Origin of the sequence: Catenisphaera adipataccumulans, from assembly GCF_014202755.1 — a bacterium.
In the GTDB taxonomy this organism is placed as follows: Bacteria; Bacillota_I; Bacilli_A; order Erysipelotrichales; family Erysipelotrichaceae; genus Catenisphaera; species Catenisphaera adipataccumulans.
Genome location: NZ_JACHHK010000001.1, coordinates 265665 through 280284 on the forward strand (window position 1 = coordinate 265665; position 14620 = coordinate 280284).

At 47.5% G+C, this 14620-nt stretch carries 15 protein-coding genes; 4 read left to right on the forward strand and 11 right to left on the reverse strand.

Annotated features, from left to right (window positions below):
• From HNQ47_RS01455 to HNQ47_RS01465, 3 genes are read left to right on the forward strand one after another with little or no spacing between them, the layout of a single operon-like run.
• Positions 1-648, forward strand: coding sequence for a potassium channel family protein (locus HNQ47_RS01455; protein ID WP_183326797.1), 648 nt, complete (start codon positions 1-3; stop codon positions 646-648).
• A 42-nt stretch (positions 649-690) separates the two neighbouring features.
• On the forward strand, positions 691-2844 hold the full coding sequence (locus HNQ47_RS01460) for an ATP-dependent helicase (RefSeq protein ID WP_183326799.1): 2154 nt from the start codon (positions 691-693) through the stop codon (positions 2842-2844).
• A gap of 19 nt (positions 2845-2863) precedes the next feature.
• On the forward strand, positions 2864-3349 hold the full coding sequence (locus tag HNQ47_RS01465) for an ECF transporter S component (protein WP_183326801.1): 486 nt from the start codon (positions 2864-2866) through the stop codon (positions 3347-3349).
• 62 nt (positions 3350-3411) lie between these two features.
• On the opposite strand, the gene HNQ47_RS01470 is transcribed toward HNQ47_RS01465, so the two are convergent.
• From HNQ47_RS01470 to HNQ47_RS01520, 11 genes are all read right to left on the reverse strand, one after another.
• A complete protein-coding gene (locus tag HNQ47_RS01470; RefSeq protein ID WP_183326803.1) occupies positions 3412-3585 on the reverse strand; it encodes a 4Fe-4S binding protein in 174 nt (57 codons plus the stop codon).
• Positions 3586-3676: 91 nt separating this feature from the next.
• The gene (locus HNQ47_RS01475) at positions 3677-4663 is read right to left on the reverse strand and encodes a thioesterase, FlK family (protein WP_183326805.1); all 987 of its coding nucleotides are present in this window, start codon (positions 4661-4663) and stop codon (positions 3677-3679) included.
• Between the two features lie 74 nt (positions 4664-4737).
• Complete coding sequence (locus tag HNQ47_RS01480) at positions 4738-5316, reverse strand: DUF3793 family protein (protein WP_281378152.1); 579 nt, start codon at positions 5314-5316, stop codon at positions 4738-4740.
• The gene (gene nrdI, locus HNQ47_RS01485) at positions 5307-5663 is read right to left on the reverse strand and encodes a class Ib ribonucleoside-diphosphate reductase assembly flavoprotein NrdI (protein WP_183326809.1); all 357 of its coding nucleotides are present in this window, start codon (positions 5661-5663) and stop codon (positions 5307-5309) included. Before nrdI ends, HNQ47_RS01480 begins: the two co-directional genes overlap by 10 nt.
• Before the next feature lie 345 nt (positions 5664-6008).
• Entirely contained in the window at positions 6009-6845 is an 837-nt protein-coding gene (locus tag HNQ47_RS01490; protein WP_183326811.1) for a Cof-type HAD-IIB family hydrolase, read from the reverse strand.
• Positions 6846-6885: 40 nt separating this feature from the next.
• Entirely contained in the window at positions 6886-7794 is a 909-nt protein-coding gene (locus HNQ47_RS01495; protein ID WP_183326813.1) for an immunoglobulin-like domain-containing protein, read from the reverse strand.
• Positions 7795-8017: 223 nt separating this feature from the next.
• Complete coding sequence (gene rlmD, locus HNQ47_RS01500; protein ID WP_183326815.1) at positions 8018-9256, reverse strand: 23S rRNA (uracil(1939)-C(5))-methyltransferase RlmD; 1239 nt, start codon at positions 9254-9256, stop codon at positions 8018-8020.
• Positions 9237-9842, reverse strand: a complete 606-nt coding sequence (locus HNQ47_RS01505) for an HAD family hydrolase (RefSeq protein WP_183326817.1) — start codon at positions 9840-9842, stop codon at positions 9237-9239. Before HNQ47_RS01505 ends, rlmD begins: the two co-directional genes overlap by 20 nt.
• Before the next feature lie 71 nt (positions 9843-9913).
• Complete coding sequence (gene htpG, locus HNQ47_RS01510; protein ID WP_183326819.1) at positions 9914-11848, reverse strand: molecular chaperone HtpG; 1935 nt, start codon at positions 11846-11848, stop codon at positions 9914-9916.
• 102 nt (positions 11849-11950) lie between these two features.
• Positions 11951-12859 (reverse strand): ketopantoate reductase family protein, encoded by a 909-nt coding sequence (locus HNQ47_RS01515; protein WP_183326821.1) that lies wholly within the window; start codon positions 12857-12859, stop codon positions 11951-11953.
• Positions 12860-12935: 76 nt separating this feature from the next.
• A complete protein-coding gene (locus HNQ47_RS01520) occupies positions 12936-13733 on the reverse strand; it encodes an ElyC/SanA/YdcF family protein (protein WP_183326823.1) in 798 nt (265 codons plus the stop codon).
• A 134-nt stretch (positions 13734-13867) separates the two neighbouring features.
• Between HNQ47_RS01520 and HNQ47_RS01525 the strand changes: the two genes are divergently transcribed.
• A complete protein-coding gene (locus HNQ47_RS01525; RefSeq protein ID WP_221247925.1) occupies positions 13868-14449 on the forward strand; it encodes a glycerol-3-phosphate responsive antiterminator in 582 nt (193 codons plus the stop codon).
• Positions 14450-14620: the final 171 nt, after the last annotated feature.

Consider the following 14620-nt stretch of genomic DNA (forward strand, 5'->3'; position numbering starts at 1 on the left):
ATGAAATCATTTTTATTGATCGGGATCGGACGCTTCGGCTTCCATCTGGCGACAAAATTAAATGAACTGGACCATCAGATCATGGCCATTGATATTGAAGAAGAAAACATTGAAAAAGTACTTCCTTATGTCACCAACGCTTTGATCGGCGACAGTACCGACGAAGAGTTTTTGAGCACCTTAGGTGTGGACACATTCGATGTCTGCATCGTCACGATCTCCAATAACTTTGAAAGCTCGCTGATCACGACATTGATCTTAAAGGAATTGGGCGCCAAGAAGATCATTGCCAGAGCGTGCCGGGACGTACAGGAGAAACTGCTTTACCGCAACGGGGCTGATGTCGTCATCTACCCGGAAAAACAAGTGGCCAACTGGACAGCGCTGCGCTACAGTTCGGATTCTGTGTTTGATTCCTTCAACATCGCCAACGGTTTTGCGATCTTCGAAGTATCTGTCCCGGAAGCCTGGAACGGCAAAACGGTCGGTACCTTGAATATCCGTCATAAATACCAGATGAATATTCTGGCCGTCAAAACCAACAACGAACTGAATATGTACGTCACTCCTGATACGATTCTCCGGAAAGGACAGTCGCTCTATGTGCTGGGCAAGTCCAAAGACGTACTGAAATGCTTTAAATCGTAACAGGGATGTTTCCCTGTTTTTTTTTATAGAAAGGAGACTTTCATGGAAGAAACTCTCAATGCCGCACAGACCCAGGCCGTAATGACCACCGAAGGCTACGTACGCGTCATTGCCGGTGCCGGATCCGGCAAGACCCGGGCCTTGTCGCATCGTTTTGCCTATCTGGTCAACGATCTAGGCATCCTGCCCGGCCGCATTCTCTGTGTTACGTTCACCAACAAGGCCGCCAACGAAATGCGCCGGCGCATTCACCAATTGACCGGCGATAACGATACCGGCTATGTGAGCACGTTCCACGGCTTCTGCGTCTCGGTCCTTCAGGAAGATGCCCATGCCGTTTCTTATCCAAAACAATTCATGGTCCTGGACAACGGCGACATTGATCAGATGCTTGGCATCATTTACGAAGAACGCGGTCTGACGCTGCAGGATATGACCTTTGCGCAGGCCAGGGATCGGATCGAAATCGAGAAAATCTTCAACCGGCCGCAGTATTACATCGATATGATCAACATGGATCTGGAAACCCTTCACCAAAAATATTTGGCAGCCGAAGAGCCGATGGATATCATTTTCTATGGCTATCTCTATCAGGAAAAGAAATGCTTCGGCCTGGATTACAATGATTTGATCAAATTCACGTTGTATATTTTTGAACAAAATGATGCCATTCGTCTGAAATGGCAGGAGCGGCTGGAATATATCATGATCGACGAATTCCAGGACATCGATCAGCTGCAGTACGATTTGATGCGGGTCCTGGCCGGTTATCATAAGAATTTATTTGTGGTCGGCGATCCGGACCAGACGATCTATACCTGGCGCGGGGCCAATGTCAAATTTCTGCTGGATTTTGACAAGGATTTCCCCGGCACCAAGACGATCCTGATGACACAGAACTATCGTTCTACCCCGCAGATCTTGAATGTATGCAACGATTTGATCCGGCACAACCGCACCCGCATCGAAAAGAATCTGGAGTCAATGGTCGGTCCCGGAGCACCGGTGCTGGCACACCACGCCGCTTCGGAAGAAAAACAAGCCCAATGGATCGTCAGTCAGATCCGGCGGCGTCTGGAACATGGCATGCATTATCGCGATATAGCGATCCTTTATCGGGCACATTATGTGACGCGCAGTCTGGAAGAAGTGCTGATCAAGGAAAAAATCCCGTATATGATCTACAGCGGCATGCCGTTTTTCGAACGCCGCGAAATCAAAGATGCGCTCAGCTATCTGCGGGCAGCCGTCTATCTGGATGATCTTTCCATCGCGCGTATTCTTAACGTACCGAAGCGCAACATCGGCAAGACCCGCATGGAAACCTTGCGCACCTATGCCGACACCCATTCGATCTCCTTGTATGAGGCTCTGAAACAGCTGGCGGGCACCGATTCCTTCCGGCGCACCAAGGCCCATGAATTCATCGAACTGATGGATGCTTTCCATGCCGAATATGACCGGCGCCCAGTTTCCGAGGTGCTGGCCGATTTGATGAACCGCTCCGGTTACGAACGCATGCTGAGGACCGAAGGCAGTCAGGACCGGCTGGATAATTTAGCGGAGCTCAAACAGTCGGTGTTCGAATATGAAACAACGATCGGCGAGGAAACTTCTGCCGAACATTATCTGCGGCATGCGGCGCTCTTTTCGAATTCGGATTTGGATGACCGGCAGGACCGCATCAAACTGATGACCGTGCACACGGCCAAAGGTCTGGAATTTCCTGTGGTCTTCCTCTGCTCCCTGAATGAAGGCATCTTCCCTTCCAAGAAGACTCGTACCCTGCAGGCAATGGAAGAAGAACGCCGGCTGGCTTTTGTCGCCATGACAAGAGCGCAGCAGTATTTACTGCTCAGCGAAGCCGAAGGAAAAAATCTGGATCACTCGTTCCGGTATCCGTCGCGTTTCCTGCTGGAGATCGATCCGCAGCTCATGGAATATACTCGGCGGCCTTCTGAAAAACTGCTGAAAGAAGCCAATGCCTACATCGGCCGGCAGGAACAGCGCCTGCTGGAAGATGCCCAGCGTGTTATTTATGCCAAGGGGACGCGGATCGTGCATCCGGTCTTCGGCGAAGGCACGATCCTGGAAACGGATGAAGACACGAAAGCGTATTTGATCCAGTTCGATACGATGGCCACGCCGCGCAAGATCACGTTCCGGGCAAAACTGAAAACTTTACAAACGAAATAAATGTGACTATGATTAAATTATGACAGAAACAAGAAAAATTACCCTCACAGCTTTGGGGATCGCGCTTGTCGCTGCAGCGACTCTAGTGATCCGAATTCCGAACAGCGTCAATGGATACGTAAATGTCGGCGATACGATGATCTTTGTGTTTGCGGCGATCGTCGATCCATTTGCGGCCTTTTTGATCGGCGGCATCGGCTCGGCAATGGCGGATGTGATCGGCGGCTACTCTTATTATGCGATCTTTACTTTATTGGTCAAAGGCATCGAAGGGCTGCTGGCCTGTGTGCTGTTTCAAAAGCTGAAAAAAGCTTGGGCCGCTTACATCATTGCCGGCGGCTGGATGATCGTAGGATATTTCTTTGCGGACTGGATGGTCAATCAGTCGGCAGCCATGGCGTTGGTTGCGGTGCCTGGCAATTTTGTACAGGCCGCTGCCAGTATTATATTAGGCTGTCTGCTGACACCGTTGTTTATCCGATTAAAACAAGAACATCACATTTAAGTGCCAAGCGGCACTTTTTCTTTGCCAAAAAAAAAAGGAACGCCGCAGCGTTCCATACGTTATTATTGAGTAATAGCGCTGACCGGGCAAGTTCCTACGCAAGAACCGCAGTCAATGCAAGTTCCTTCATCGCACTGGGATTTGCCTTCGTCATCCATAGACAATGCTCCAACCGGGCATCCTCCTACACAAGCACCGCATCCGATGCAAGTATCTTTATCGATTTTTACAGCCATGTGACTTCCTCCTTTAATTTTCTATATTACAAGTATATCGATTTAAAATGGGCGATTCAACCCGTTTTGGTTAGCCTTGGCTTATCATCATTCAGTCTTCGGCTTTGGTGCCCGTTACACAAATCCAGTTGTGGTATGTATCGATCCGACAGGACAATCCTGCATCATGAAAAATCTTTTTATATTCTTCTTTCGTTGGATTAAACAAATGATATTTTTCCACATTTGCTTTCTCTTCTTCACTTAAAGAAGCATCGCCATAGATTTCTGCCGCGATCATCAACGTACCGCTCGGTTTCAGCACACGCACGGCTTCATGCAGATTTTGTGCCGGGTCCGGCCAGAAATAGAAACTTTCGACCGTCACGATCTTATCGAACGTATCATTTTCAAACGGCAGCTTTTCGACCGATGCCTGTTCGATCTGGATATCTGGATGATCCGCATTCAATGCACGGGCCGTATCCACCGATGTTTTCGAATAATCAATGCCGTACAGGGCTGCATCAGGCATCGCTTCTTTCAAGCGTTTCAAAGTCATACCGCCGCCGCAGCCAATATCCAGCACCTTATCTTTTGGATTCCATTCCATATGATCCAGTGCCCAGCCGGTCATTTCATAATGGCTCCGGTTCATGCGCTCCAGCATTTCTTCCCCCGCTTTGCCCTGCGGTTTTGCCGGATTGCCGCTTTCGGTCATTTTTATTTGTGCCTTATGATTGAATTTTTCACGGTCGACAATGCAGCGCAGATGGGTCGCTTTGCCGATTTGTTCTTTATCATCGTATGCTTCGATCGTAAAGGTCAGCACGCGGCCTTTGACTTTGGCCAATACAGCCGTGCAGGTCACATGCATGCCGACTGGTGTAGCCGCAATGTGGTCAAGTTCCATCCGCATGCCGACCGTGGTCTGATTTGATTCAAGATCTTCAGCAACCATGGTCCAGGCTGCTTCTTCCATCCAAGCCGATAAAATCGGGGTCGACAGCACATCGGCATCGCCGCTGCGCATCGCCGCTGCAGTCATATCCGGCAGGACGATGTGTTCAATTTTATTTTCTTTTCCTTCCTTGATCATATTTTCTTCTCCTTTGTTTTCCATTATACATGTTCGCAGGGAAAAAGACACGAAAAGAGCCGCGGTGACACGGCTTATCTTGGGTTCATACTTTCCAATATTGATTCCATGGAGGCACCGGCGGCGGCTTTTCGCTGCATGGTTCGATTCAGACAATCATAACGGTAAAATTTTTTCTGATTCGATCGAAGCCGGCTGTAGACTTTCCAATATCCGACCAACAGATATTTTTGATTTCTTTCAGGTGATAAAAATGCGCGGACATCCTGGAGCGGATATCCTAAAAAGATGCCGACTTCATGCGGAAATTCTTCTTCCTGCATGCTCCGTTTCAGATGGTGCAAGGCCCCGGGAACCGTAAAATCTTCATATCCAAACGTCGATAAAAAATTCTGAATGGCCGCATTCGAAAGCATATGTTCAAGTTTCATGCGGTCATAAACATAAATTAAACAAAACGCATTTGTTTCTTTCAGTATCATGATGCGATAACCAAATGGAGTACATAGATCACAGAAATATCGCATGCATTCCTCATAGTTTGGTATTTCAGACTTTAATATCCGAAAGAGACTTCCGGTTTTCATATGCCCCAATGTGCAGGCGCTGTATTGAATCAGATGCTCTTGAAATAGAAGGCCATTTATTGGCATTTACTCAGGATATCACGGATCGCATCGACATCTTCCTGTGTGCCGTCATTTTCGACTTTATACAGGCATGGAACATCGTATGTTTCCGCAATGACATCCCCGGCTTTACAATACGCTTCGCCATAATCCTGGCTGCCGCTGACGATCACGCCGCGCAGATTCATACTATTGGCCATCAAAAACGTTTCGACCTCAGCCGGCACTTCACCAAAACCGTCGGTGTACGTAAACAAGATATAATCATCCGAAACCTGTTCACTGCCGTCCTCAATGCGCAGCGCATCCAAACCCAGCTTGCCGATCAACGTCTCTACATTGCCAGTGCGTGATGCATAAACATATTTCATTTCTTTTCCCTCCTGGTTAGTTTATTCTAACTACCTATAAGTTAGCATTGTCTAACTTGTATGTCAATGTTTTTTTATACGAAAAGAGCCACGGTTATTCCATGGCTGTAAAGGGTATTTCTGATCAAAATTTAAGGATGGATCCCGGTCTCTTTTCGCCTGTACATCCGAAGAGTAAATGGTGAAAAATGCGCGGATATACAGCTTTATACAATGAACACAATAGGGAGATGTCCTAAGACACGTTTAAAGGAGAACATAAACAATCATGTCAAAGTCAATGTGTTCAATGAGTTAGTTTTATCTAACCACTATTAAATTAGCATACTCTTCCTTCTTTGTCAATCAAGCAAAGTAGTCTTTCAAAGTTTCATAAACGCCTTCTTCATCATTGGAAAGCGTGATCCGGTCAGCTGCTGCCTTAACTGCCGCATTCGCATTGCCCATTGCGACCCCGAGATCCGCCATCTCGATCATGGAGATGTCATTCTGCGAATCGCCGAATGCCGCAACAGTCAGCTTTTTCTGACTGATCTTCTGTAAAGCAGCCCGGATCGCCGCTGCTTTATCGACACCTTTGGCAGTAAATTCAAAATAAAAATCCGCCGTAAACATACAGCTCAAAGAATCCACAAACGGTGCCTGCATTTCCTGGTAATGTGCAAGCAAATAATCCGGTTCCCCGGCCGTCAGGATCTTGCGGATCGGAAAATCCGCAAAGGCAGCCAGATCTTTGACTTCACAAAGCAGGAAATTCCCGCCGCGTGCTTCATATTCGACCACATTGAATTCGGTGCCGTCGACATGGATCGGCGGCGCATAAACATTGTTGACGTACATATAATCGCCCCGGTCGATCATCGGGTAAACATTGAACTTTTTCATATGTTCCAGGACAGACTTGCTTTGGGATCGCTGCAGCGGCCGGTCAAACAATACTTCCCCCGTCTGCACATCCACGGCCATGCCGCCGTTATAAGCAACAAGGATCCCATGGTGTTCATCCAGATGCAGATCTTCCGCAAAACGGCGCAGGGCCGGGATCGTCCGGCCGGAAGCAAGCACGATCCGGCAGCCTTCTTTCTGGGCTTTCATTAAAATATGGCGCGTTTTCGGCGGAATTTGCTTCGCGGAATCCGTCAGCGTACCGTCAATATCCAGCGCAATGATATTTGGTTTCATATATTCATTATACATAAAAAAAGCGGTGCCTGTGCATCGCTTAAGCTTTTCGTACGTGAACATATCCGATCAACGTGTTGGAACATTCCACGCTGGATACGACCGTTGTGGTTCCGTTCCAGCCGCCGTGGACCGCTTGTCCGTTGCCGATATAGACGGCGACATGACCTTGATAAACAACGATATCGCCCGGCACTGGATCTGTCGTAAGATCGCCCAATGACAGGTAATCTTCCGGCCAGCCGTGGAATTCAATACCGACGGCCTTCAAAGAATTGGTCACCAACATCGTACAGTCCTGATTGACCCCGACCTGCGCCAGAGCAGCCTGCGCAATCGATTCATAATACGAATCATTGTTTACGTTGACCGTAATTTTTTCACTGGTTTCGTTACCAGCCTTATCCTTTGCCGTGGCAGTTACTTGATAAGAACCAAGCTTGTTATAGTCGACATCGCCGGAGAAGGAAACCGAAACTTTTCCGTCTTTATTGTCCTCTGCCTTTACGGCATCCTCCAAATTGACTGTTGTTCCCTTGACGGTATCGATCGTCGTTTTACCAGAAAAGGTAGGTGCCGTTTGATCTTTGACATTTACCGTTGCTGTCTTCGCATTCACGGTCGAGCCGGCTTTGGAAATCTTATTTGTATTCTTGTTTTCCAGTTCCATCTTGATGGTCTGGGTGCCTTCTTTGTTCAGATCCAGTCCCTTGACCGTGATCTGATATGCATCCGATTCATACTTCATCCCTTGGGAGGAAGTTGTGATATATTTCATATTACCGATTTCTGAACTATATACTTTTTTGAAGGCATTGTTCAAATCGTTTTTGTCTTTGTATGCCACTGAATAGACGTTTTCATTCGGCGTTGTTTCCGATGCCATGACAGGTGTTGTGACGCTCATCATCATAGCTGCCGAGAACATTGTTTTTGTGATTCGATTCATGTAAAGCCCCCTTTTTCTCTCACATGGTCGTTAGGTTACACTATTTTTGGGATGAAGGTCAAATTTTTTGACAATTTCACATATTTATCAGCCATTTTTTCGATAAAAAAGGCCGATTTTGTGGGGCAAAACGAAATTTGCCAAATTCTGATGAATTGTAACCGTTTTCGGCTGACCGTGCTTATATACGAAAATTTCACTGTTTTGGCGAAAAAAAAGACGGTCATTTTGACCGTCTGCGCTGTTTGCGCTCCTTGATTTTCTTTGCTTCAAACGACTTGCGCGCCTCAGCTTTTTTCCGGCTTGCCGCTTGATTATAATACTTCTTTTCCAGCACGCAGATTCCTTCCACGTGTTCCGAATATGGGAACAAATCATACAGCTCGATCTTCCGGGTTTCATACCCGCTTTTCTTAAACCGCTTCAGATCCCGCATCAATGTTTCCAGATTGCAGGAGATGTAAACGATCCGGCGCGGCTTGAGCGAAACGGCTGCCTGAATAAAATCACGGGTCGTGCCCGCCCGCGGCGGATCCAGCACGATCACATTGAAGTGCTGCTGATACTTGGCTGCCTCTTTCATAAATGCAGTGGCATCCATCGGCACAAATTCAATATTTTCAATGCCGTTGCTTTGGGCGTTGTAGGCCGCATCTTTCAACGCTCTGGCATTTTGTTCCACACCGACCACATGACCGCATGAAGAAGCCAATGTCAGTCCGATCGACCCGATGCCGCAGTATGTATCCAACAAAGTGTCGCGCGGATGCAGATCGGCCATTTTGCGCGCCATGTCATACAATGCTTCACATTGTTCCGAATGAATTTGGTAGAACGCGGTCGCCGAATAGCGCAGCTTCAGACCGCACAACAAATCCGTGATCGTGCCGTTTCCGTACAGGACCATCGGCTCCCGTTCCATGACGACGCTGGTATTTCGGCCGTTGACTTCCTGCAGAATGGTCTTGATCTGCGGAAACTGCTTTGTCAATGCCCGAACCATATTTTTACGTGATGGGAACATCGACGAACCCGTGACGAATACGACCATGATCTCACCGGTCGCATGCGCCCAGCGGATCATCACATGACGCAGTACGCCGGTGCCGGTTTTCTCATTGTATAGCTCGATCTTCATCGACTGCACCATTTTAGTAATGGCCGCGATAATTTCGTTGACGATCTCCGGCTGCAGGACACATTGATCATACGGAACGACGCGATGGGAATGTTTCGCATACAGACCGGAAACAATGGTTCCTTTCTGCTTCGCAAAACCGACGATGACTTTATTGCGATAATGCAGCGGATGGGCTGCCATATGCACATCGCCGATCCGGGCTTTGATATGGTACTGGGCAGCGAGCTGCTCGACCTGTTCCTGTTTGATCTGTGCCTGCTGCTTTTCCGGCATATTTAAATAGGTGCAGCCGCCGCATTGTTTACTGACTTTGCATTTCATGTAGTTTCTCCCTGACTTGATCCGGCATCCGGCGCACATCGGTGCAATGTATCGTTTCAAAACCGAGCGCAGCCGCAGCCGCAATATTCTCTTTACGATCGTCGATGAACAGACAGGACGACGGTTTCAGATCATATCGATCCAATAAGATCTGATAAATCTTCCGCTCCGGTTTGATCACTTTTTCCTGATAGGAAAACACACCGCCTTTGATTCGTTTCATATAGGCCCGATGATGCAGCGCATAAAGATACTGATCCTCGGGAATATTGGAAAGAATATACATTGGTATGCCCTGCTTCTGAAGATCCTCCATCAATGCCATGCTTGTGGGGATCGGGATCACATATTCCACCCAATGCCGGACCAGCGTGCGGATCTGCTGCTCATACTGCGGATATTCTTTGCATCCCATCCTTATTAAGTCGGATGGTTGGATATACCCGCGGTCATATTCTTTCCAGAGGCCGCGGAAATAAAATTTTTTCAGCGCCTGGATACAGTCGGGATCTTTGATCAACTGCGGTAAAAATGTATCCGGATCAAATGTGCACAGCACATTTCCGATATCAAAAACGACATTCATAGTACCATTATAGGCAATTCCGATCAACCCGACAACGAAAAAAATCCCCCGCGGCCTGCGAGGGAAATTCATTACTGATTTTGGTTGACCAACAGTTCACAGATCTTGCGGCTGTAAGCGATCGGATCCTCAATTTCAAATCCTTCGATCAACAGTGCCTGATCATACAATACATCAGCCACTTCTTTGACCTTATCCTTATCGGTGTCATACAGTTTTTTCAACGTTTCGAAAATCGGATGATTCGGGTTGATCTCTAAAATACGCTGTGCTTTCATCGGGAATGGATTGCTGCCCTGCGGCATGTTCGCAAAGACTTTCTCCATCTCAAAGGAAACGCCTTCCCCGGCACTCAGATCCACCGGATCGTCACTCAGCTTATTGGTCAGTTTGACATCGGCCACCTTATCGCCTAACGACTCCTTGATGAAGTCGATCAGATCTTTATTGGCTTCGCTGGTATTCTTCAGCTCTTCTTTTTCTTCATCGCTGTCCAGATCCAGCTCGCCCTGACCGGCATTCTTGAATGTTTTCTCTTTATAAGTGCCCAATGTGCTCATGACAAATTCATCGACATTTTCCGTCAAGTACAGAACTTCATAGTCTTTTTTCTTCAGCGTCTGTACGATCGGCAGTTTATCGATCTGCGCAATATCCTGACCGGAAATGTAGTAGATTTCTTTCTGGTCTTCTTTCATCCGGCTGACATATTCATCCAGCGTTGACAGTTTCTGTTCATTGGATGTATAGAACAGCAGCAGATCCTGCAGTTTTTCTTTGTCCATACCATAGTTGTTATAGACGCCGAATTTAATATCTAAACCGAAATTACGATAGAATTTCTCATATTCTTCCCGTTCGTCTTTCAGCATCGACTCCAGTTCCGAAAGGACCTTCTTCTCGATCCGGGACGCGATCAGCTTCAGCTGATGATCGTGCTGGAGCATTTCACGAGAAATGTTCAACGACAGATCCTGCGAATCGACGAGACCTTTCACAAAGCGTAAATAGTCCGGCAGCAGATCTTCGGCATGGTCCATGATGAAGACGCCGCGGCTGTACAGCTGCAGGCCTTTCTTATAGTCCTGGTTATAGAATCCCTGCGGTACGCGGGCCGGGATATAAAGCAAAGCCGTGAAGCTGACATTGCCTTCCACAGAAAAATGAATGACGCGCTGCGGATCTTCATAATCAAAGAAATGATCCTTATAAAATTGATTGTATTCTTCCTGGGTGATCTTTGACTTCTGACGTTTCCACAATGGCACCATCGAGTTCAATGTTTTATCCTCGACCACGGTTTCATATTCCGGTGCTTTGTCCTTACCGTCTTCGTCTTTATCCGTACCTGGGATCGGCTTTTGTGTCTCAACTTCCATCTTGATCGGGTAACGGATGTAATCGGAGTATTTCTTGATCAGATTCTCCAACGTATAAGTTTCCAGATACTCAGAATATTGATCCTGATCCGTATCGTCTTTCAACGTCAGGATGATCTTCGTGCCGCGTTCGGTACTTGGGTCTTCAGAAATCGTGTAGCCGTCATCTCCCTTGCTTTCCCAACGATGCGCAGTTTCTTCCGCATCGGACTTGGAAATGACCGTGACATCTTTGGCAACCATAAAGGCCGAATAAAAACCGACACCGAACTGACCGATGATATCTACATCGCTGTTTTCGCCTTTGTCTTTTTTATCCATTTCCTCTTTGAATGCCAGTGAACCGGACTTGGCAATCGTACCAAGGTTTTCTTCCAGTTCCTTTTCGGTCATACCGATACCATTATCGGTGATCGTCAGGGCCCGGTCGTCTTTATTCGGCGTCAAACGAATCTGCAGCGACGTCGTATCGACATGACCGGCATTTTCAAAATAATATTTATCGATCGCATCACTGGCATTGGAAACCAGCTCGCGTAAAAAGATCTCTTTATGTGTGTAAATTGAATTGACCATTAAATCCAACAAACGTTTGGATTCCGATTTAAACTGTTTTTTTCTACCCATATTTAGCACTCCTTTACTTACCTTGCTAATATACAACAATTCTTTAGCACAGTCAACATCAGAGTGCTACATTCTTCTTCTTTTTGCTCGCTTGATCGGTCCCTATTGGCCTTTCAGCGCAATGCGGTCAGCAATCTTTTGATAAGTCGGCAGCGTAATGCCGAACTTTTCTGCCAGACGGACTGGTTCATATACCAGGCCTTCGATTTCGGAACGGCGGCCCTGTGCGATATCCCGCTGCATTGATGTCGAGGCTTCCGGTGCCAGAGAATCAAGAATGGCCAGATTCTTCTGGACCATGTCGTGATCCAGAGCGATGCCCATGGCAGCAGCCAGTTGTTCCGTTTCCTTCACCAAGGTCTTGAACGTCTCACGAATTTCTCCGTCTTTCTGCATCATGCCAGCTGTCGCATGATAAAATAAACCGCATGTTGCTGCCGGAGAAATATAGGTATATTTCTCATACGTATCTTTCTGAACCTGTGTGGATAAGACCGCATGAATACCGCTGTCTTCTAAATCATCGGCAATCGTCTGTAAAGCCGCATTGACCGTATGGTCGCGATGTCCGAAGACCACCGTAAAGATGTCGCCTTTCATCAACAGCCGGCCTGGTGCCGTCCGTTCGCCCGCAATATAGACACAGCCGTCCAGCACATCGGCTGCCAGTTCTTTCTGCAGCCGGCCGCCCGTACCGTAAATATTCAAGATCGGGATCACAATGGTCTTTGCCGTGCTGATGCGCTGCAGATCCGGCAGGACTTCGGCCAGAGAGTATCCTTTCACGCAGACAAAGATCACATCGGGATTTGTCGTTTCCTCGCCGACAGGGATCGCGTGCACCTGGGCCGTAAAAGATGGCTTCGTGCTTTGTTCCACATAAAGACCGCTGCGGCGGATGACTTCCAAATGCGCACCGCGCGCATACAGCGTGACTTCCTTTCCGGCCTGTTGTAAATAAGCTGCCAGGCAGCCGCCGACGCCGCCTGCCCCAAGAATCGCATACTTCATATTTTTCCTCCTTTCGATTAATCTGTTTATGATTATTATAAGGAAAAAGTGCTGCATTTTCATATGCAGCACAATTTTATTTTTTAGAGGCAAAGGCTGGATCGGCTTCCCGGATCCAATCGACATGTTCCGTTTTCAATGCTTCGAATGCATTCCATACATTTTCTGGAATATCGATATGAGCGATGAAATTCTTGCCGTGCGGACCATAGCCGTTTTCATCATCACGCAGACGAACGATCTCCCCCAACAGCAGACTGACATACCGTTTCATGTCCCACATGCCCCAGATCGGCTTCGCGTACGTCAGTTTTCCTTGATCCGCGATCACTTCAGCCTGATAGGCTGCGTAGTTGATGACCTGAATTTCCTTGCGGTACCGGTGCAGGGTCGCTGCCATCCGGCGCTGCATGGTCGCATCCTGCATAAAGATGACAGAGCGGCACGGAATGTGCTTTTCATCGATGAGGCGCAGGAAATACGTAATATTATTGCCGCAGTTGGTCGACTCTGTTTCCAATGCATCGGCCTTTACTTGATAACGCGCTTCCAGATAGGCTTCGAAGATCTCGGCTTCCGACCGGCCGTCGGTTTCAATGTCCGGGCATTCAGCGTGCATGCGACGGCGCAGGGTCTCGGTCGTATGGCCGGCCCCGCCGACCAGAATATATTTCTTGGCTCCCTGTCGTTGGATGGCTTGTGCCAATACATCACCGCCGCATAAGATCGAGCCCCCAAACAAGACCATGACATCCGCCTGATGAAAGCCATATTTCTGCTGCAGTGCACTTTGGGACAGTTCATCCACATCACGCACACCGCAGAAGGCACCCAATGTATTGATATATTGTGCAGTAAGCGATAAATTGTTCATTCTTCCGACTCCTTCTGCCATCAATATAACGGATTTAATCCCGCTTGTCGCCTGCTTTTTTCTTTTTTATACGCTGCTTTCTGACGATCCGCATCGGGTGAAACAAAAAAGGTGATATGTTACAATACAGACAGGTGAGAAATGTGAAAAATGCGTTTATTGAAAGAATCGAAGAGAACCCGATCATCGCATCAGTCAAAAACGATGAGGGTCTGAAACTTTGTCTGACAACAGATGTCGGTGTGGTCTTTATATTATATGGGGATTTATGTTCCCTGCCGACGATCGTACGTCAGGTCCGTGAAAGCGGACGGCTAGCCATCGTCCATGTGGATCTGATCGCGGGACTGAGCAGCGATGAAGCCGCGATCGACTACATCAAGAATGTGGCCCATGCCGACGGCATCATCACGACCAAACACAATTTGATCGTTTACGGCAAAAAGGTCTGCTTATACACCATTCATCGTTATTTTGTGCTGGACAGTCTGGCACTGAAGAACATCGAAAAACAGACAAAAACCAAAGTGCATCCGGATCTGATCGAGGTCCTGCCCGGCGTCATCGTCCCAAAACTCTTCCGGAAGATCACGTCCATTTCCGAAGTGCCGGTCATGGCCGGCGGCCTGATCACAGAAAAGGAAGATGTGATCAATGCGCTGAAAAACGGTGTGATCGCCGTCTCGACGACCAATCAATCGATTTGGTTCATGTAGGAATAAATTTCATATAAATGGGACATTTCCTCTTGACTTTTCTGGGACAGCTGATTATGATAAGGGTGTAAAAATTAAATAGAATGCTTGAGACAAGAGAATATGCATTCGTAGTTCAAACCAAGGCTATGAGTGTATATTCTCTTTTTTTCGGGCATCAAGGAGGAAGAA